General features: G+C 67.6%; 20 protein-coding genes. 9 read left to right on the top strand and 11 right to left on the bottom strand.

What is annotated here, in order from left to right:
* The first annotated feature begins 24 nt into the window (after positions 1–24).
* Both ACO056_RS00410 and ACO056_RS00405 read left to right on the top strand, forming a co-directional pair.
* Entirely contained in the window at positions 25–960 is a 936-nt protein-coding gene (locus tag ACO056_RS00410; protein ID WP_421850169.1) for a LysR family transcriptional regulator, read from the top strand.
* Positions 950–1555 carry a uracil-DNA glycosylase family protein gene (locus ACO056_RS00405; RefSeq protein ID WP_421850167.1) on the top strand — a complete coding sequence of 202 codons (606 nt, stop codon included), beginning with the start codon at positions 950–952 and terminating at the stop codon, positions 1553–1555. The genes ACO056_RS00410 and ACO056_RS00405 overlap by 11 nt, the downstream gene beginning before the upstream one ends.
* Here ACO056_RS00405 and ACO056_RS00400 read toward each other — a convergent pair.
* The 4 genes from ACO056_RS00400 to ACO056_RS00385 all read right to left on the bottom strand — a co-directional run bounded on the left by ACO056_RS00400 (position 1552) and on the right by ACO056_RS00385 (position 4778).
* A complete protein-coding gene (locus ACO056_RS00400; protein ID WP_421850163.1) occupies positions 1552–2292 on the bottom strand; it encodes a putative DNA-binding domain-containing protein in 741 nt (246 codons plus the stop codon). The genes ACO056_RS00405 and ACO056_RS00400 overlap by 4 nt on opposite strands.
* The gene (locus ACO056_RS00395) at positions 2289–3122 is read right to left on the bottom strand and encodes a DUF692 domain-containing protein (RefSeq protein WP_421850160.1); all 834 of its coding nucleotides are present in this window, start codon (positions 3120–3122) and stop codon (positions 2289–2291) included. The genes ACO056_RS00400 and ACO056_RS00395 overlap by 4 nt, the downstream gene beginning before the upstream one ends.
* A gap of 153 nt (positions 3123–3275) precedes the next feature.
* A complete protein-coding gene (locus ACO056_RS00390; RefSeq protein WP_421850157.1) occupies positions 3276–3545 on the bottom strand; it encodes a hypothetical protein in 270 nt (89 codons plus the stop codon).
* 105 nt (positions 3546–3650) lie between these two features.
* On the bottom strand, positions 3651–4778 hold the full coding sequence (locus tag ACO056_RS00385) for an aminotransferase class I/II-fold pyridoxal phosphate-dependent enzyme (RefSeq protein WP_421850154.1): 1128 nt from the start codon (positions 4776–4778) through the stop codon (positions 3651–3653).
* Between the two features lie 245 nt (positions 4779–5023).
* On the opposite strand from ACO056_RS00385, the gene ACO056_RS00380 reads away from it, so the two are divergent.
* From ACO056_RS00380 to ACO056_RS00370, 3 genes are all read left to right on the top strand, one after another.
* Positions 5024–5296: a DUF2282 domain-containing protein gene (locus ACO056_RS00380; protein WP_421850151.1), complete on the top strand. Its 273-nt coding sequence runs from the start codon at positions 5024–5026 to the stop codon at positions 5294–5296.
* Positions 5297–5355: 59 nt separating this feature from the next.
* Positions 5356–5796: a DoxX family protein gene (locus tag ACO056_RS00375; RefSeq protein ID WP_421850148.1), complete on the top strand. Its 441-nt coding sequence runs from the start codon at positions 5356–5358 to the stop codon at positions 5794–5796.
* 176 nt (positions 5797–5972) lie between these two features.
* The gene (locus ACO056_RS00370; RefSeq protein WP_421850145.1) at positions 5973–6641 is read left to right on the top strand and encodes an NrsF family protein; all 669 of its coding nucleotides are present in this window, start codon (positions 5973–5975) and stop codon (positions 6639–6641) included.
* A 3-nt stretch (positions 6642–6644) separates the two neighbouring features.
* Here the strand turns inward: ACO056_RS00370 and ACO056_RS00365 are convergent, their stop codons facing one another.
* Both ACO056_RS00365 and ACO056_RS00360 read right to left on the bottom strand, forming a co-directional pair.
* Positions 6645–7313 (bottom strand): peroxiredoxin-like family protein, encoded by a 669-nt coding sequence (locus tag ACO056_RS00365; protein WP_421850142.1) that lies wholly within the window; start codon positions 7311–7313, stop codon positions 6645–6647.
* Positions 7314–7382: 69 nt separating this feature from the next.
* A complete protein-coding gene (locus ACO056_RS00360; protein WP_421850139.1) occupies positions 7383–8285 on the bottom strand; it encodes a LysR family transcriptional regulator in 903 nt (300 codons plus the stop codon).
* 226 nt (positions 8286–8511) lie between these two features.
* Between ACO056_RS00360 and ACO056_RS00355 the strand changes: the two genes are divergently transcribed.
* The 3 genes from ACO056_RS00355 (at position 8512) to ACO056_RS00345 (ending at position 11547) form a co-directional block, all read left to right on the top strand.
* Positions 8512–9408, top strand: a complete 897-nt coding sequence (locus ACO056_RS00355) for a LysR substrate-binding domain-containing protein (protein WP_421850136.1) — start codon at positions 8512–8514, stop codon at positions 9406–9408.
* A 62-nt stretch (positions 9409–9470) separates the two neighbouring features.
* A complete protein-coding gene (locus ACO056_RS00350; RefSeq protein ID WP_421850133.1) occupies positions 9471–10838 on the top strand; it encodes an NAD(P)/FAD-dependent oxidoreductase in 1368 nt (455 codons plus the stop codon).
* Positions 10839–10950: 112 nt separating this feature from the next.
* The gene (locus ACO056_RS00345; RefSeq protein WP_421850130.1) at positions 10951–11547 is read left to right on the top strand and encodes a sigma-70 family RNA polymerase sigma factor; all 597 of its coding nucleotides are present in this window, start codon (positions 10951–10953) and stop codon (positions 11545–11547) included.
* Positions 11548–11631: 84 nt separating this feature from the next.
* Here ACO056_RS00345 and ACO056_RS00340 read toward each other — a convergent pair whose 3' ends face one another.
* Entirely contained in the window at positions 11632–11979 is a 348-nt protein-coding gene (locus ACO056_RS00340) for an energy transducer TonB family protein (protein ID WP_421850128.1), read from the bottom strand.
* A gap of 248 nt (positions 11980–12227) precedes the next feature.
* Between ACO056_RS00340 and ACO056_RS00335 the strand changes: the two genes are divergently transcribed.
* On the top strand, positions 12228–12902 hold the full coding sequence (locus ACO056_RS00335) for a peptidylprolyl isomerase (RefSeq protein ID WP_421850125.1): 675 nt from the start codon (positions 12228–12230) through the stop codon (positions 12900–12902).
* 6 nt (positions 12903–12908) lie between these two features.
* On the opposite strand, the gene ACO056_RS00330 is transcribed toward ACO056_RS00335, so the two are convergent.
* The 4 genes from ACO056_RS00330 to ACO056_RS00315 all read right to left on the bottom strand — a co-directional run bounded on the left by ACO056_RS00330 (position 12909) and on the right by ACO056_RS00315 (position 17798).
* Positions 12909–14660, bottom strand: coding sequence for a hypothetical protein (locus ACO056_RS00330; RefSeq protein WP_421850122.1), 1752 nt, complete (start codon positions 14658–14660; stop codon positions 12909–12911).
* Positions 14661–14794: 134 nt separating this feature from the next.
* Positions 14795–16048 carry an adenosylmethionine--8-amino-7-oxononanoate transaminase gene (locus ACO056_RS00325; RefSeq protein WP_421850119.1) on the bottom strand — a complete coding sequence of 418 codons (1254 nt, stop codon included), beginning with the start codon at positions 16046–16048 and terminating at the stop codon, positions 14795–14797.
* Positions 16045–16665, bottom strand: coding sequence for a dethiobiotin synthase (gene bioD / locus ACO056_RS00320; protein WP_421850116.1), 621 nt, complete (start codon positions 16663–16665; stop codon positions 16045–16047). Before bioD ends, ACO056_RS00325 begins: the two co-directional genes overlap by 4 nt.
* The gene (locus tag ACO056_RS00315) at positions 16662–17798 is read right to left on the bottom strand and encodes an 8-amino-7-oxononanoate synthase (protein WP_421850113.1); all 1137 of its coding nucleotides are present in this window, start codon (positions 17796–17798) and stop codon (positions 16662–16664) included. Before ACO056_RS00315 ends, bioD begins: the two co-directional genes overlap by 4 nt.
* Positions 17799–17806 lie beyond the last annotated feature (8 nt).

Raw genomic sequence — 17806 nt, 5'->3', positions numbered from 1 at the left:
CCCTTCCATAAAGCGGAAAGCCCGATGGACCGGTTCGAAGCGATGCGCACCTTGCTGGCAGCCGTCGATGGTGGCAGCCTCTCTGCCGCCTCGCGCGCGCTCAACACGCCGCTCCCCACGGTGAGCCGCCGCGTTTCGGATCTCGAGGCGCATCTCGGCGCGCAGCTGGTCGTGCGCACCAGCCGCAAGCTGATCCTGACCGAGGCGGGTGAGGCCTATGTGGGGTCAGCGCGGCGGCTGCTCGAGGATCTGTCCGATGCCGAACGCGCGGCCAGCGGAGAATACCGGGTGCCGCGCGGCGAACTCCTCGTCACTGCGCCGATCATGCTCGGCAAGCTCCATGTCGCGCCGATCGTCCACGCGTTCCTGGCCGCCTATCCCGATGTCTCTGTGCGGCTGGTTCTGTCTGATTCCAACATCGATCTCGTCGAATCGCACGTCGATGTCGCGGTGCGCGTCGGCCAATTGCCCGACAGCGAACTCGTGGCGCGGCAGGTCGGGCATATCCATTGGGTGCTTGTCGCCAGCCCCGATTACCTTGCCCGCCGCGGCGAACCCGCGCAGCCCGAAGACCTCACCAGCCACGATTGCATCGCGTTCGAGGGCCTCCAGACCCGCCGCGTCTGGCGGATCGGCGCGGGAGCTACGGCGCGTTCCGTCACGATCAGCCCGCGCTATTCGGTCAACACCGGCGATGCCGTCGTCGAAGCGGCCTCCGCCGGGCTCGGCATCGCGCGGGTCATGTCCTATCAGGCGGCAACTTGCGTCGGGGCGTGCCAGCTTGCGCCGGTCCTCGCCGATCAGGGCTTCGAACAGCTGCCCGTGCATCTCGTCCATCGCCGCCAGCGCAGCCAGCCGCTCAAGCTGCGCGCCTTCCTCGATTTCGTTGCCCCGCGCCTCAAGCTGGCGATCGAAGCCTGCGCCAACCGGTTCGCTGCGGTTCCCTGCGATGACGGATGAGCCGCTGGCCGCACTCCTTGGCCGGATCCGCGCCTGCACGGTCTGCGCGCAGCATTTGCCGCTCGGGCCCAGGCCGATCGTGCAGGCTGGCGCAGCCGCGAAAATCCTGATCATCGGCCAGGCTCCGGGCACTGCGGTCCATGCCTCGGGCGTTCCGTGGGACGATCCGAGTGGGGACCGCCTGCGCGAATGGACCGGGCTCGACCGCAAGACGTTCTATGATCCGGAGAAGGTCGCGCAGATGCCTATGGGCTTCTGCTATCCCGGCAAGGTTCCCGCCAAGGACTCCGGCAGCGGCGGCGATGCCCCGCCGCGCCGCGAATGCGCGCCGCTATGGCACGCACCGCTGCGCGCTGAGCTCGGCGCAGTCAGGCTCACCCTGCTGGTCGGCCAATATGCGCAGGCCGCCTATGCGCCGGGCCCGAAGGTCACGCTCACCGAACGCGTCCGCGCGGCAGGAACAGGCCCGGCCAGTCTCTTCGCCCTGCCGCATCCCAGCTGGCGCAGCACGATCTGGATGCGCCGCAATCCGTGGTTCGAGGCAGATGTGCTGCCGATGCTGCGCGCGCAAGTGCGCGAAGCCCTGAGCGGCTAGCCCACTGCGGCAATCATGCCCTCGGCCAGCCAGCGGCCGAGCAGCGTTCCTGCCGTGGTAACCGCCGCGTCGTCGCCGAGCGTGGCTGCCAGCCGTTCGCACACGGCTGCAAAGCCTTTGCCCGCGGCAGACCAGGCCAGCACATCGCGCTCATGCGCCTCGGCGCGGCGGAAGACGGGTTCGAGCCCCTGCCGCCAGACCAGCAGCGCCGCGCCCGGCCCGGCCATCTCTGCAGCCGGCGGCGCTTGCGCGGTGGCAAGCGCCTGCCAGATCGCATCGGCATTGGTGGTGATCGGCAGCACGAGCAACGAGGGCACCGTGCGGATCACGGCGGTTTCCCAATCGGCCACCGCCAGCGCCGCGGGCTGCAGCGCTTCGGCATCGGCGCCGACAAAGACCTGCCCCACGGTCCAGTCGATCAGCGCGATCTCGGCCACTTCGGGATCATCGGGCCACAGCGTCGCGATAAAATCGGTGAAGTCTTCGCCATAGGCATCGAGCGTCCAGCTCGAGGGTGGACGCGCATCGATATAGCGCGCAGCGGCGGTCTCGAACGCTTCGTCGCCAAGCCACAGCACAAGGCGCTGGAATGTCTCGGCCAGGCTGGAAACGAGCGCGGTGCGGTAGTTGTTCTGGTAGACGGCCGTGCCCGGCCCGCCGCCCAGCGCTGCCGCCGCGCTGTCCTCGCCCGTCACCAGCCAATCGCGGAAATCGCGCTGCAACGTGAGCAGGCTCATGCCGCAATCCTCTCGGCCGCCGTATCCGCACTGATCGCGCGGGCCACGTCGAGTTCGGCGCAAAGCTCTTCCAGTTCGGGAATGTTATCATCCCGCTCGATCATCGTCGGGACGGGGCCGGCGAGCGCCATCGCGGCGCGGTAGAGCGCCCAGACTTCCTCCGGCACCGGCTGGTCATGCGTATCGATCAGCAGGTGTTCGCCCTGCACATGCCCGGCAAGGTGGATCTGCCCGACCGCGTCCATCGGCACGCCCGCCAGATAGTCCGCCGCGGCAAACCCGTGGTTCACCGCGCTGACGTGGATATTGTTGACATCGAGCAGCAGGCCGCAGCCGGTGCGCCGGGTCATTTCGCCAAGGAATTCCCATTCGGTCATCGCGCCGGGAAAGACGATATAGCTCGAAGGGTTCTCGAACAGCATGCGGCGGCCAAGCGCTTCCTGCGCGTGATCGATGTTGCGGCAGACGACCGCCAGCGCTTCTTCGGTATAGGGCAGCGGCAGCAGATCGTGCGAATTGAAGCCGTCGATCCGGGTCCAGCACAAGTGGTCGGAAACCACCGCGGGCTCCATCATGTCGACAAGGCGGCGAAGCTCTGTGAGATAGTCGTCCCTCAGGCCGTCGGCCGAGCCGATCGACAGGGACACGCCGTGCAGCGCAAGGCCGTAGTTGCTGCGCGCCTTCAACAGCGTATCGAGCGGCTTGCCGCCCGGGATCATGAAGTTTTCCGAGATGACCTCGATGAAATCAACTGGCGCAGTGCCGTCGATATAGGACCGGTAGTGCGGCCGGCGCATGCCAAGGCCAAAGCCGGCGAGAGTTTCGGTCATCGGGGTTTCCCGCGCAAGAAAAAGGCCGGGGCTCCATGGGGCGCCGGAGAGGGGGCGGCGCCACTGGAGGGCAGGGACAAGGAGCCCCGGACAGGTGGGGCCGGTTTCAGCCGGGAGGGTTGCCCGCTGAGCCGGCAGAGCTTTACCCGGGCCTTACTTGGGCTCGGTCAGGCTGCCGCCCTGCGCAGCGCAGGCGTCCTTGGACAGAGCCTTGAAGCCCTGGCCCTTGCATTCGTTCTGGCCCTTGCAGCTGTGGTTGCCCGCGGCGCAGTCCGAAGTGCCCTTGCAGGTGTTCACGCCGTAGCAGTGCACGACTTCGGCAGCCTTCGCCTTGGCGATGGCAGGTGCGGGGGCAGCGGCCATGGCGGCAGCGATGAGGGCGGCGTTGGCAGCGAGGGCAAAGCCAGTTCTGAGGGTGGTCATGGGTCGTCTCCGAATGTTGCGCCGTGATGGCAGCGGATTATTCGCCATGGGTCGCCGCCCGGTTACACGGCAGGCATTTTTTTGTGCGCCGGAAAGTTCGTTCGCTCAAGCCCGGTTGCGCATCAACCAGTCGCGAAACACCGCCAGTCCCTCCGGCAGATTGCTGCGGCCAAAGCCGATGCGGAAATGATCCTGCGGCACCGGGCCCAGCTCGGAGCGATAAATGCTCGAGGGCAGCAGGAGCACGCCGGTTTCCTCGACCAGCCGCTCGGTAAAGCGCTCCGCGCCATCCTCACCCTTGTAGCGGATGAAGGCCACGCAGCTGCCATCGGGCCTGCGCCAATCGAACAAGCCGGGGAAATCGGCAAAGAAGCTGTCGAGCAGAGCGAGGTTGCGGTGCGCAATATCGCGGTTGCGCCCGACAATCGCCACGCGCGCCTTGAGCGCGATCTCGGCCAGGAGCTCCGACGGCGCCGAATTGCAGATCGAGAGGTAGTGCTTGTAGCGCTCGCAGCTTTCCAGAAACGCGCGGTCCTGGCAGGCCAGCCAGCCGATGCGCAGACCGGGCAGGCCATAGCTCTTCGACATCACGTTGAGCGAGACGCCGCGTTCATAGACATCGGCCACTTGCGGCACGCGGGCATCATCGCGGTGCTCGATCAGACGGTATACCTCATCGCTGAACAGCCAGATCCCGCGCTCCCGGCACAGCTCGATCAGCGCAGCGAATGTCTCCTGCGAAGGGATCGCCCCGGTCGGGTTGTTGGGAAAGTTGATCGAGATGACCTTGGTGTTCGGGCGCAGCGCCGCGCGCACGGCATCGAGATCAAGCGCCCAGCCCGCGTCTGCCGCCAACGCGACCCCGGTCACCGTGCAGATCGAAAGCGGGATCGTCTCGGCCGCCTGATAGTTGGGCGTGATGACGATGCAGTGGTCCTCGGGTCCCAGCAGCACGCGCATCGCAACATAGATGCCTTCCTCCGCGCCGGCGAAGCACAGCAGCTGGTCCGTGCCGATCGCATCGTAGGTCTGCGCGATCTCGTGCAGCAGCGGCTCCGCACCGAAGGTCTTGGTGTAGCCCAGGTGCAAGTTGTCGAACCGCTCGCGGTCCGCCGGCGAAGCATGCGCGAGCAGCTGCGAAACGGTCATGCTCTGCGCGTCGGATGCGGTGAGATGATACTTCGCCGCAAATTCCCATTTCGAGAAGTACACCTCCAGCGCAAAGTTCCGCACGTTCCGATTGTCCTTTCACCACGGTGACTTGTTTCGCCCTCTCCCTAGGATTTGTCCCGCGCCCGGTCCACCCGCGCCGAAAAAATGCTGCGGCCTGTAACCGCTGCCCGGCACATGGCGAACTGGTCAACGTGGCCGGCGCGAACATTTCCGGACACGGGGGCAAGGGCGCCGCAGACCGCGCGCCGGCCCCTTTATTCCCGCATTCAATCCCTCTGGTTCAACCGTTCGAAAAGGAATTTGTCATGAAGATTGCTGCAACCGCTTTTGCCGCCTCGATCGCTCTCGGCCTTGTTGCCGGCGCTGCCCACGCGGCCGATACCAAGCCCGCCATGGAAAAGTGCTACGGCGTCGCCAAGGCCGGCAAGAACGAATGCGCCGCGGGTCCGGGCACGAGCTGCGCCGGAACCTCGAAGGTCGATTATCAGGGCAACGCGTGGATGCTGGTCAAGGCTGGCACCTGCACCTCGATCAAGACGCCCAAGGGCAATGGTTCGCTGACCGCGAAAGCGCACTGATTGCTGCCGGGCGCTCCGGCCATCCGGAGCGCCCGCCGGTTCAAACGAGGTATCCCCGCATGACCGCTCTCGTATCCATTTATAACCGGCTGGCCGAACTTGCCGGGCGATTGCTGCCCGAAACCGTGCTGCTGCTGGTGGCGCGGCTCGGCATCGCGGCGGTGTTCTTCCAGTCGGGCCGGACCAAGGTCGAAGGGTGGCTGACGATCACCGACAGCACCTACTACCTGTTCGACACCGATTACAAACTGCCGTTCGTGCCGCCGTATCTGGCCGCCCACATGGCGACCTATTCGGAGCACCTGTTCCCGATCCTGCTGGTACTCGGCCTCGGCACGCGCTTTGCTGCGCTCGGGCTGCTCGGCATGACCACGGTAATCGAGGTCTTCGTCTATCCGGATGCCTGGCCGACACATCTCAGTTGGGCGGCCATTCTCCTGCCGCTTATCGCCAAAGGCGGTGGAGCACTCTCGCTCGACCGTCTGCTGCGCCGGGGCTAAACCCGCGCCGCCTGCTCCGCGCAGCGACCGGCCCGCTATCCTCTTGGCATGCGGGCCGGTCTTGCGGGGGGCGAGCAAAGATGCCACGTGGCCCGAACCCGGCCAGCCGCTTATTGCGGTCCAGCCGGTCGCGGCCGTCTCTTTCCCAGGCGCGGCGGTGCAGAGAAGGACCTGTCATGCCCTCAGATCGGGACGATCCGACAATCGACCAGACGATCGCGGCGCTGGTCGGTGATCTCACGCCAGTTGCGCCCCTGCGCGTGTGGCGCGGAGTCGCGGCGGGGCTTTTCCTCACCGCGCTGGCCGTCCTTGCGGTGTGGTTGGTGCTTGGCTTGCGCGCCGATGTGCTTGCCCTCCATCCCGCACCCATTGTGATCGCACGGGGCGCAATCCTGCTTGCCGGCGGATTTGCCATGTTGGTGGCGGCCTTGCGCGCCGGTGTTCCGGGCCGCGCTGATGGCGGCGCGATGCTTGCCGGCACGGTGCTCCTCGGCCTGCTGCCGATCAGCCTCATGGGCCTGCTGCTCAACAGCATTGTGGCGGGCAAGCGCATGCCGTTCGAAGAAGCGGCTCCTTTTGAAATTGCCCGCTGCTTCGCCGTCGCGCTGGTGTCGGCGCTGCTGGTGGGTGCGGGCCTGGTGCTGTGGCTGCGCCGCGCGGCCCCGACTGATCTCGCCCGCTCGGGCTGGCTGACCGGCTGGGCCGCCGCAGCCCTCGGCACCTTTGCCTACAGCCTGTTCTGCCCCTCGGGCACGATGGCCTTTGCGGCGGTGGTCTATCCTGCGGCGATGCTGCTGGCGGCCACCGCGATCCGTTTCGCCGTGCCGCCGCTTCTGCGCTGGTAAGGCTCAGCCTTCGCGCAGCGCGGCCAGCACGTCGGCCGGTTCCGCCCGTTCGCGGAAATCGACGTTGGCATAGGCAAACCGGATGCGCCCGGCCTGATCGATCGCAAAAGTTGCCGGAACCGGCAGGAACCCGCTCGGCGATCCATAGAGCTCGTGGAAATCGACGCCCACCTTGCGGTAGAAATCGAGCAGCGGATCGCCCGCAAAAAACGCGAGGCCGAGCGACAGCGCAACGCCGTGATCGACATCGCACAGCACTTCGGCGACGTCTGCGTGCGGGGATGCCCCAAGCAGCGCACCGATCGCCCGCGCGCCGCCGCCCGTCTCGCCGGTGATCTCGACAAAGCGCACCCCGGCCTCGGCCAGTTCGGGCAGCATGCCGGTCCAGGCCGAAACTTCATGCACGCAATAGGGGCACCAGCGGCCCCGGCTAAAGTTGACGATGACTGGCCCCTGATCGAGCAGGTCGCCCAACCGGCGATAGCTGCCCTGCGCGGTTGGCAGCGAGAAATCCGGGAACATCTCGCCCACCTTCGGCGCAGACGCACCGACGCCCGCCGCGCGCAGCGCGATCACAACCTCGTCGAAAAACGGGCCGAGATCCGGGTTGCGGCGCCGGATTTGCGCCAGCTGCGGCGCCAGCGGGGCGGGAGGAGAAGGTGGCCGGTCCATCCTGATCTCATAGAACCTATTGCCGCGCCGGGGAAATGTCCCGCGATGCATCGAGTCCATGCGCGGCTGCTATGTCTCGGCTGCTGCCCCGGAACCGCTCGCGAGCGCCCAGTCCTGCGCCCGCGCGGCCCGGAGGAAGGCTTCCGCCGCCACCGACCGGCGCCTTCCGGCCACCGAGGCCAGCACGAACCGCGCCTCGATCGATCCGAAGGGCAGCTCGGTTGCTGCCAGCGGCGGCGCGGCCAGGCTGCGCGGCGTCCATCCGCAGCCAAGCCCGGCCTGCACCATCTGCCGCAGCTGCGCCGCGCCTTGCGCCTGATGCCGCACCTCGATCGCCGCGCCGACTTGCGTGGCGATCCGCGCGAGCGTGGCGCAGCCGTCACCGGCAAGATCGATCCAGGTTTCCTCTTCCAGCACCGCCGGGGAGGCGGGCGGCGCGATCGCAAACGGATGATCGGCGCGGGTGACCACGCACCAGGCATCCGCGAACAACGGCCAGCAATCGAGCCGCTCAGGCGCTTCATCGGGCATTTCGGCGATGATCAGATCGAGCGAGCCGGCCATGGCAAGTTCGATCAGCTCCCGCGACGAACCGCTCGCCAGCGCCAGTTCCAGCCCGCTCAGGCTCTTGCCCAGCTCGCAAAGCACGAGCTCCAGCGTGGCATGCTCCACTGTCCGCGCCACGCCGAGCGCGAGCGGGGCAATCTCCGCCCGGCCCATCCCGCGCGCCATCTGCTTTGCCGTCTGCGCCGCCTCGAAGCTGCGCTCGAGGTGCGGCAGCATCGCCTTACCCAGATCGGTCAGATGGGTGCGTGCCCGCTCGCGCCGGAACAGCGGCGCGCCAAACTCGTCTTCCAGCTTCTGGATCGCCTTGGTCAGCGAAGGCTGCGACACGTTGCACTCGATTGCAGCGCGCGTGAAGTTCAGCAGGCGTGCTGCGGCCAGGAAGTACCGGACCTGATGCATTTCCATGGCTCTATCGCCCTGTGCCCGCGACCGGCTTCCTGATCGGCTGGCACCGACACGGTGCCGCAAAACCGGCAGGAGCAGCGGAAGAACCCCCAGACAATGGGCGTCAACTGCGCTTGCTGCAAGCAGTGCCGGTCACATATGATTTATCCATGAAACGCATCAAACTGTGCTCATGCGGGCCGGAATGGTGCTTTACCAGCATCGACCGTTCGTGCAGGTAGGGAGCGTGAATGATCTCACTGGCTGGATGCGCACCTTCATCACTGTCGCGGATGCGGCCAGTTTCAGCCGCGCCGCCGCGCGTCTCGAATTGCCGCAGTCGACCGTCTCGCGCCAGGTCGGCGCCTTGGAGCGCCACCTCGGCGCGGCGCTGCTGAAGCGCACGACCCGCTCGATCGCGCTGACCAGCGAGGGATTGGCTTATTATGAGGCCGCGCTCCGGGCTCTCGCCGCGATTGACGAGGCCGAAGCAGCAGTGGGCCTGCACGGCGCGCTGGGCGGGCAAGTGCGGCTGACCGCCCCGCTCACGCTCGCACAGTCGCGCGTGATCGCCATGCTTGCCAATTTCCAGCGCGTGCAGCCGCGCATCGAGATTGATCTCAGAGTGTCGGACCACGCTCTCAACCTCGTTTCCGACAACCTCGATTTCGCGATCCGGGTCGGCGCGATTGGCGATAGCCGTTCGATTGCGCGCCGCATCGGGGTCGCCCGCCGGGTCATGGTCGCGGCTCCGGCCTACCTCGAGGAATATGGCTCGCCGCACCGGCCTGCCGATCTCGCCGCGCACAATTGCCTGAGCTATTCGCTGCTCGCATCGGGCAACAAATGGGCACTCGGCAGCGAGCCGCCGGTCGAAGTCAGCGGCACCTTCCGCGCCGATAGTCCGGACGCCCTGCGCGCGGCGGCGCTTGCCGGGATCGGGATCGCCGTAAACGCTCGCTGGCTGTTCGAGGACGATCTCGCCAGCGGCCGCCTGATCGAAGTGCTGCCCGATCATCCCCCCGCAGACATGCCGATCCACCTCGTCATGCCCGCCGGGCGCTACATCGCCGCCCGCGTGCGCGCGCTGGCCGATCACCTCATCGCCGCCTTTGCGGCCGATCCCCTGCTGCGCTCGCCCTGAAGCGTTGTAACGATCCGCGCGTTCCCCGCGAACCACTTGCCAGGTAATGCGGGAGCAAGGCGATGGCCGGAAAAGCAGATGAAGTGGCCGAAAGCGGGCCAGCCAGGCGCCCCCATGTCGTGATCGTGGGCGGTGGTTTCGGCGGCTTGGCGGCGGCCAAGGCGCTGGCCGGTGCGCCGGTCGAGGTGACCCTGATCGACAAGCGCAACCACCACTTGTTCCAGCCGCTGCTCTATCAGGTCGCAACCGCCGGCTTATCGCCCGCAGACATCGCCGGCTCGATCCGTGCGATCCTTGCGCGGCAGCCCAACGTGCGCGTGCTGCTCGACCGGGTCTATGGCGTCGATCAGGAGCGCCGCCGCGTCATTCTCGGCGACGGCGAACCACTCGCCTACGACTGGCTGATCATTGCGACCGGCGCGACGCACAGCTACTTCGGCCGCGAGGACTGGGCACCCTTCGCGCCGGGCGTGAAGACCATCGACGATGCAACCGCGATCCGCCGCCGCGTCCTCCTCGCGCTCGAACGCGCCGAAACCGAAACCGACGAAGCAAGGCGCAAGGCGCTGCTCACGTTCGTGGTGATCGGCGGCGGCCCGACCGGGGTCGAGATGGCGGGCGCGATTGCCGAACTCGCGCGGCAGTCGGTGAGCATGGATTTCCGCCACATCACTCCGCATTGCTCGCGCATCGTGCTGCTGCAGCGCGGGGATCGGCTGCTGCCCTCCTTCCCGCCCACGCTTTCGGCCAAGGCGCGCAAGGGGATCGAGGAACTGGGCGTCGAAGTCCGGCTCGAGGCTGACGTAACCGATATCGATGCCGAGGGCGTGACGGTCGATGGTGACCGGATCCGGGCGACCACAACCATCTGGGCGGCAGGCGTGATGGCCAGCCGCGCGGCGGAATGGCTCGGCTGCAAGGGTGACCGTGCGGGCCGCGTACCGGTCGGCGCGGATCTCCATCCGGCGGGCGATCCGGCCATTTTCGTGATCGGGGATACGGCTGCCTGCACCGATGCCACCGGACGCGCGCTGCCGGGCGTCGCGCCGGTCGCCAAGCAGCAGGGCGAATACGCCGCGCGCGCAATTCGCGCGGCGTTGCAAGGCCGCAGTGCGGCGCCGTTCCGCTACCGCGACTGGGGCAACATGGCGACCATCGGGCGGAGCCGCGCGATCGCGGATTTTGGCCGTTTGCGCGTGACTGGCCTGCCCGCGTGGCTCCTTTGGTGCGTGGCCCACATCTGGTTCCTGACCGGGCACCGCAATCGCCTTTCGGTTGGCATCAGCTGGCTGTGGAGCTACCTGACCTACCAGCGCGGCGCCCGCCTGATCACCGGTGATGTGGCGCCAGACCTGCCCGCAACGCGCGAACTGGCCCCCGCACTGGGGCGAAAACGCCCCGGCGCGCCTGAATTTATTCTTTTGAAATAACGACTTGAATGCACTCATTCCCGGCATGCATCGATAATATAACCATCTGGTGCGTGGCCCACTTGCGGTGCCTCGGGCACTGATGGTGCATCGAGAGGCAAAGGAGGAAAGCATGGCAAGCCAACTGGAGACCGTCCGGCGCGCCGCAATCGGCTCGCGCAAGAGCGTCGGCTACGATTGGGAGGGTGCCATGGCTGCCAGCCTTGCCGGCGATGCGGCAGCCTACCGCCGGCTGCTCGAAGAGGCGGGCCGCTGGCTTCGCCGCTATTTCGCCCGCCGCCTTTCGCCTGAAATGGTCGATGATGCGGTGCAGGAAGCGCTTACCGCGCTCCATCTCAAGCGGGCCACATTCGAACCGGGCCGTCCGTTTCTGCCCTGGCTGGCGGCGATTGCCCGCTTCAAGGGCGTCGATTGTCTGCGCAGTGCGGGGCGCAACCGCACCGAGGAACTCGACGAAGGCCTCCACGGCGTTCCCAGCCACGAAAGCGCTTCGCTCAGCGGCATCGTGATGGCCGGGCTGTTCGAACGCCTGCGCCGACCGCAGGCCGATGCCATCCGTCTGGTCAAGCTGCAGGGCTTCTCCGTCCGCGAGGCCGCCACGATGACCGGGCAGTCCGAAGCCCTGATCAAGGTCAACATCCATCGCGGTCTTGCCGCGCTCAAGGCCTTCTTCGGCGAGGGCGAAATGGCGCCAGAGCTGATCGGCTGACCGCAAAAAAGAAGGGACGGATTGCTCCGTCCCTTCCTCGGCCGAGGGCCCTCTGGCTCCGGTCGTCAACTGGTCTGGCAGCGCTTACAGCAGCTTCCAGGTGATCGGCACGGTCACCGTGGTCGCCCCGCCCGGCGGCGGCGGCACCGAACCGGTGCGGCTCGGCAGGGCCAGGGCCTCGCGGTCGAGCGTGGTCGAGCCCGAAGCGGTAACCAGTTCCGCGCGTTCCACCACGCCCGAAGCGGCAACATAGATCTTCACCTTGGCCGTGCCTTCCTCGCCGCGCGCCTGCGCGGCCCTGGGGTAGGTCTGCTTGGCCGCGATGGTGCGGGTAACCTGGCGGATCCAGTCGGCGGACTGGGCATGGGCGGGGCCGGCAATGCAGGCGGCGGCAAAGAGCCCGAGGGCCAGGGTCTTGGCAGTCTTGAACATCGTTGGTCCTTCCGTTTAGCGTCTGGCCGTTCGGCGTCCGGCCGTTTGGCGTCTGGAACAAGTGGCCCGCCAGCCGGGCATGGCTGGCGGACCGTGGCGTTGTGGGGTGGCCCCATCTGGCGGAAAGCCCGTTAGATTCGCGCCAAGCCGCGTTACGAGCGGCACCGGAGGGCGCGTTCATGCCATTTCCGCCTGTCCGGCGCGGCAAACCTTGCTTCGCGGCGCGCCTTGAAGGTTAATGCGATCCCATGATGAACCGCCGATTCGTCCTCACCGCGCTTCCGCTTGCCTCGCTGCTGGTTGCCGCAGCGCCGCGAAAGCGCGCAGGCGCCGCTCCGCCCCCGCCGCCGCCCCCTCCACTCGCGCCCGTGGAACGCGTCGCGCTCTCGACCGAACTCGGCACGATCGAACTCGCGCTTGATGGCGCGCACGCCCCCATCAGCACCGCGAACTTCCTCCGCTATGTCGATTCGCGCCGGTTTGATGGGATCAGCTTCTATCGCGCCATGCATCTGGCCTGGGGCGATCAGCCCAATGGCCTGCTCCAGGGCGGCCTGCGCGATCCGCGCCGCCTGTTCCCGCCCATCGCGCACGAGCCGACCAGCCAGACCGGCCTCAGCCATGTGGCAGGCGCGATCTCGATGGCGCGCAATGCGCCGGGCACGGCGACGGCGGATTTCTCGATCATGCTGTCGGACCTCACCAGCCTCGATGCGAACCCCGCGTCGGCCGATCCGGAGGCGCAGGCGGGCTATGCCGTGTTCGGCAAAGTCACCGCAGGCATGGATGTGGTGCGCAAGATCTGGGATTCGCCGATCTCGCAGACGCTGGGCGAAGGCTCGATGCGCGGGCAGATGCTGGAAGCGCCGGTCAAGATCCTCACCGCGCGCCGCCTGCCGCCGCCGCCAACGCCGCTCGCCTGATCACGCTCAGTCAGGGCAGGCGACCGGCTCGCCCGCACCGCGCCGGAACAGCACCAGCCGCAGATTGAACGAATCGCTGCCCGCCGTCTGGTTGGGCCCGGCGACCAGTTCCAGCCCTTCGCCCGGAGCCAGTGCGGCGCTGATCGGCGGCAGTTGCAACTGGCCGGTCAGCACCCCGCGCCACAGCACCCGGCTCCCGGCCGTGATGGTCAGGTCCACGCCATCACCGCCCGCGGCCTTGGCAAAACAGCCGCCTACGTCGAACGCTTCGGCTGCCGTTGCAACGTGCCGCCACACTGCGCGCATCGGCGCGGCCGCGGTGCCGCCCGGCGCGGCGGACGTGGCATTGATCCGCAGCGGGCGATACCAGCGGTCGCCGAAGTAGCTGGTGAACTGATCGTCGAACAGCTGCAGCCGGTAGCTCGTATCGGCCTTGAGCCGCACGCCGTAGCGCCATTGCGGCGTGCCCCAGCCCATCAGCGTATCGGCGATCCAGGTGGATGCGCCAACGCGGATCGCGGTGGTGCCGGTGATCACCAGCGGCCGCTCGCTCACTTGCGCGGTGGGCGCGGGCGCACCGCTCGCGTCGCTCACCGTGCCGCCATCCACCTTCAGCGAACGCGGCGCGCCCCAGATCACGGTGGCATCCGCACCGAAGCGATAGGCAAACAGCAGCGGATCGCCAAGATCGAGCCGCTGCGGCCGCCCTCGCGCCAGCAGTTGCTGCATCAGCCCGAACGCGCGCGCCTGTGCCTTGGGCGTATTGCCTGCAAAGAGCCCCATGTTCGGGAACCAGCGCTGGTCGATCAGCGCGTACCAGCTTGCCTGCGCCGCGCCTGCAGCCGCCAGCATGGTCGCCTCCTTGATCAGCTCGCCCGCCGCCTTCGGCTGGTCGCGGGTGTCGATGCTGAACTCGCTTGCCCAGATCGGCACGCGCCGGCCCGCCGTATCCATCGCGGCGTTCAGCTGCGCTATTTCCACATCGAGCCCCTCGGCGCGCGAGCGGTAGGGATGCACCGCGATCCCGTCCACTTCGCCCAGCATTCCCGCCGCAAACAGCGTCTTCAAAAACCCGGTGCCGATCATGTTGGTCGATCCACCAAGGATCGCCGCGCGCCCGCCGATCCGCGCGCGCACCGCTTTCAGCGTGGTGACATAGGCGGCGGCCGGGTTCACCCCGGCGGGATAGACCATCGCGCCTGAGCCGTTGATCTCGTTACCCACCTCGATCGCGGCAAGGCAGGGGCCAAACCGGCTGGCCAGCGCGGCGAGATAGCTCGCAAAGGCGGCATTGCCCGTCGCGCTCGAAACCCACCCGCCGCCGTCATAAAGCGGGTTCGCCGGGATCGCCGTCAGCAGCAGGCGCTGTCCGGCGCTGCAGGCCGCCCCCAGCGCCTGCGCCGCGGGGCTGTCCAGAGTGTAGCTGCCGCGCACTTTCTCGGCCTCGGCCCAGGGGAGCGCATCGCGCAGCATCGGCGCGCCCACCTGTTTTGCCAGCGCCAGCGATGAGGCGGGCCAGCCCTGGCTGAAATGCGTCTGCACCCCCAGCACCATCGGCGGCAACTGCGCGGCTTGCGCACTCTTCACCGTGGTTCCCGCCGCCTGCGCCGTGCCGATCGGCGAAGTGATTTCCGCCGTCCGCCTGAGCTGCACCGGCCCGCAGGATGCAAGCAGCGCCAGCAGCACGGCAATCCGCAAGGCGGGGCGCACTTGGCTCTGCGCACGGTGGATGGGATCGATCAAAGCACGGCGAACCATGGCACGCTCTCCAGCGGGGGGACGCGTCAAGGATGTGCCGGAGGCGCCTTAACGCGCTCCCAGCGGATTCGCTTAAGCAGCCATTTTTCTGTGTTGCGCTAGTCTCGCCGAACGCTCGGGGTTTTCCCTTAGCGCTAGGTCCTGACGGTGCGGACGGCCATTTCGATCACATCGCCGATCTTGGTGAGATCCGTCTCGTCGATGCAATAGGGCGGCATGATATAGATCGTGTTGCCCAGCGGGCGCAGCAGGACATCGGCCTCGCGGAACAGGCCGAGCAGGCGCGGTGCGAGCGATGACATATAGCCGCCGTCACGCACCTCCAGATCGAGCGCGGCAATCGTTCCGCAGCGGCGCACCGCCGCCACGCCGGGCAGTAGCGCCAGCCTGTCTAGCAATGTCTGTTGGCGCGCACCGAGGTCGGCAAGGCGGTCCATAACGGGCTCGGACTGCCAGATCGCGATATTCGCCACCGCCGCCGCGCAGGCGATGGGATTGGCGGTGTAGCTCGAGGAATGGAAGAACATCTTCGCCCGGTCGGTCGACCAGTGCGCCATGAAGATCGCCTCGCGCGCCATGGTCACCGCGAGCGGCATTGAGCCGCCGGTGATCCCCTTGGCGAGGCAGAGGATATCGGGCACCACGCCCGCCTGGTCGCAGGCGAGCAGGGTGCCGGTGCGGCCCCACCCGGTCATCACTTCGTCAGCGATCAGCAGCACCTCGTGGCGGCGGCAGATCTCGGCCATCGCGGCGAGCAGGGCCGGCGGGTACATCAGCATGCCGCCCGCGCCGAGGATCAGCGGCTCGACAATGAACGCCGCCGGGCCTTCGCGGCATGCCGCCTCCAGCGCCTCCAGCGTGTTGCTGCCATCGCCGACCGGAAAGGGGATGGTGCCGACATCGAACAGCAGCGGTTCGTAGGGCGCGTTAAACACCCCGCGCTCGCCGACCGACATCGCGCCGATCGTATCGCCGTGATAGCTGTGTTCGAGCACGAGGATGCGCCCGCGCGGCCTTCCGGTGTGGGCCCAATACCCCAGCGCCATCTTCAGCGCGACTTCGACCGCGGTCGATCCGCTGTCCGAGAAGAACACCCGCGTCAGTTCCTCGGGCATCAGCGCGATAAGCCCTGCCGCGACGCGCTCGGCAGGCGCATGCGTCCAGCCGGCAAAGATCAGCTGGTCGAGCGCTCCGGCCTGCTCGCGGATCGCTGCGACAATGCGCGGATGGCAGTGGCCATGCGTTGTCACCCACCACGAGGAAATCGCGTCGATCACCCGCCGACCGTCGGCCGTGTAAAGCGCCGCGCCCTCGGCGTGTGTCACCAGCGGAACACGCTCGCCCAGTCCGTGCTGGGTGAACGGGTGCCAGACTGCCGAGCCGCTCACGTGAAGTCTTCGAGGGTGAAACCCCGTGCAAACGCTTCGCCCAGAGTCTCAGGCGCCAGCGAGGGCAGAAGGGGCAGACGCCCAAGCCGCCGCACATGGCCCATGCCGCAGATGGTCGCTTCGTTGTCCTCGTTCGCCTCGCCCACGAACGCCACGCCGTGGATCGGCACGCGCCGCGCGCGCAGCGCCTCGATTGTCAGCAGGCTGTGGTTGATCGTGCCGAGCGAGGTGCGCGCAACAATGATCGTCAGCAGCCCCCACTGCGCGAAGATATCGGCATACGTCAGATCGCGCGTCAGCGGCACGAGCGCGCCGCCTGCGCCTTCCACCACCAGTGGCCGTGCCTCGGGCAGGATCAGCCGATCGGGGTCGATGGTCACGCTGTCCAGCTCTGCCGCGCGGTGGGGCGAGAGCGGTTCGGTCAGGCGATAGGCTTCGGGAAGGATCTGCGCCGCAGGCAGCCCGGCAAGCGCCGCCACGCTGTCCTTGTCCGCCCCGTCAGCGAGGCCGGATTGCACCGGCTTCCAGTAATGCGCATCCAGCGCCCCGGCGAGGGCCGCAGAAAACACCGTCTTGCCAATGCCGGTATCGGTTCCGGTCACAACAAATGCACTCATGCCAGTGCCTCTGCCAAGGCTCCCGCCAGTGCGTCAATATCTTCCGGCGTGATGTTTTGTGTCAGCGAGATCCGCAGCCGGCTTGTCCCCGGCGGAACAGTCGGCGGGCGGATGCCGCGAATGTCGAAGCCGGCGGCCTGGAGGCGCGCGGCAACCGCCATGGTGCGCACTTCATCGCCAAGGACCAGCGGCATGATCTGCGTACCGGTCACCTCCGCGCCCCACGGCGCCAGCGCGGCCTCGGCCTGGGCCACGCGTGCCATCAGTCCGGCCCGCCGCTCGGGCTCATCCGCCAGCATGCGCAAGGCCTCGCGCACCGCAGCTGCCATAAGCGGCGATGGCGCGGTCGAGAAGATGAACGGGCGCGCCCGGTTGACCAGGAAATCGCGCATCACCGCCGGCCCGCAGACCAGCGCGCCCTCGCACCCCAGCGCCTTGCCGCAGGTGCGCAGCACCACCGTGTCCGCGCGCCCGTCGAGTGCGGCGGCAAGGCCGCGTCCGTCCGGGCCGAACACGCCGGTGGCGTGCGCTTCGTCGATCAGCATGATCGCCTCGTGCTGCTCTGCGAGCCGGGCGAGTTCCGCCAGCGGCGCCCGGTCGCCGTCCATCGAATAGAGGCTTTCGAAAGCCAGCCACACCCGGCCCTTGCCGCCCGCCCTGCGCCATCCCGCAATCGCTTCTGCGAAGCAGTTCACATCGTTGTGCCGGGCCTCGGCCGCGCTGGCCCGCGTCAGCGCGAGGCCCTCGTGCATCGAGGCGTGGATCAGCGCATCGTGGACCACAAGGTCGCCGCGCTGCGGCAGGCTCGCCAGCATGGCGACATTGGCGGCATAGCCCGACGAGAGAAACAGTGCGCTTTCTGCGCCAAAGAACTCCGCCGCTTCCGCCTCGAGCGCCTCATGCTCGGGATCGTTGCCGCGTAGCAGGCGCGATCCGCCCGAACCGATCGGCACGCCCCGCGCGATGGCTTGCTCCACAGCGCGGGCCAGCCGCGGCGCGCGCGCCATGGCGAGGTAGTCGTTCGAGGAAAAGTCCCGTCCGTGCCGCCCGATCAGGCTGCGACCGCGACCGCGCGCCGCGAGGCTTTCGAGATCCGCGCGCTGCGCTTCCCACGCATCGATTGCCGCGATCATCTTGCCCC

Origin of the sequence: Novosphingobium sp., assembly GCF_965228995.1 — a bacterium.
Classification (GTDB): Bacteria; Pseudomonadota; Alphaproteobacteria; order Sphingomonadales; family Sphingomonadaceae; genus Novosphingobium.
This window is presented reverse-complemented; position numbering and strand designations above follow the sequence as displayed.

Excerpts from the sequence above, each read along its gene's own strand:
- ACO056_RS00410 (WP_421850169.1), top strand. The coding sequence starts at position 25 with ATGGACCGGTTCGAAGCGATGCGCACCTTGCTGGCAGCCGTCGATGGT.
- ACO056_RS00360 (WP_421850139.1), bottom strand. The coding sequence starts at position 8,285 with ATGGAAATGCATCAGGTCCGGTACTTCCTGGCCGCAGCACGCCTGCTG.
- ACO056_RS00315 (WP_421850113.1), bottom strand. The coding sequence starts at position 17,798 with ATGATCGCGGCAATCGATGCGTGGGAAGCGCAGCGCGCGGATCTCGAA.
- ACO056_RS00380 (WP_421850151.1), top strand. The coding sequence starts at position 5,024 with ATGAAGATTGCTGCAACCGCTTTTGCCGCCTCGATCGCTCTCGGCCTT.
- ACO056_RS00340 (WP_421850128.1), bottom strand. The coding sequence starts at position 11,979 with ATGTTCAAGACTGCCAAGACCCTGGCCCTCGGGCTCTTTGCCGCCGCC.
- ACO056_RS00370 (WP_421850145.1), top strand. The coding sequence starts at position 5,973 with ATGCCCTCAGATCGGGACGATCCGACAATCGACCAGACGATCGCGGCG.
- ACO056_RS00345 (WP_421850130.1), top strand. The coding sequence starts at position 10,951 with ATGGCAAGCCAACTGGAGACCGTCCGGCGCGCCGCAATCGGCTCGCGC.
- ACO056_RS00395 (WP_421850160.1), bottom strand. The coding sequence starts at position 3,122 with ATGACCGAAACTCTCGCCGGCTTTGGCCTTGGCATGCGCCGGCCGCAC.
- ACO056_RS00400 (WP_421850163.1), bottom strand. The coding sequence starts at position 2,292 with ATGAGCCTGCTCACGTTGCAGCGCGATTTCCGCGATTGGCTGGTGACG.
- ACO056_RS00375 (WP_421850148.1), top strand. The coding sequence starts at position 5,356 with ATGACCGCTCTCGTATCCATTTATAACCGGCTGGCCGAACTTGCCGGG.
- ACO056_RS00365 (WP_421850142.1), bottom strand. The coding sequence starts at position 7,313 with ATGGACCGGCCACCTTCTCCTCCCGCCCCGCTGGCGCCGCAGCTGGCG.
- ACO056_RS00390 (WP_421850157.1), bottom strand. The coding sequence starts at position 3,545 with ATGACCACCCTCAGAACTGGCTTTGCCCTCGCTGCCAACGCCGCCCTC.
- bioD (WP_421850116.1), bottom strand. The coding sequence starts at position 16,665 with ATGAGTGCATTTGTTGTGACCGGAACCGATACCGGCATTGGCAAGACG.
- ACO056_RS00330 (WP_421850122.1), bottom strand. The coding sequence starts at position 14,660 with ATGGTTCGCCGTGCTTTGATCGATCCCATCCACCGTGCGCAGAGCCAA.
- ACO056_RS00335 (WP_421850125.1), top strand. The coding sequence starts at position 12,228 with ATGATGAACCGCCGATTCGTCCTCACCGCGCTTCCGCTTGCCTCGCTG.
- ACO056_RS00405 (WP_421850167.1), top strand. The coding sequence starts at position 950 with ATGACGGATGAGCCGCTGGCCGCACTCCTTGGCCGGATCCGCGCCTGC.
- ACO056_RS00350 (WP_421850133.1), top strand. The coding sequence starts at position 9,471 with ATGGCCGGAAAAGCAGATGAAGTGGCCGAAAGCGGGCCAGCCAGGCGC.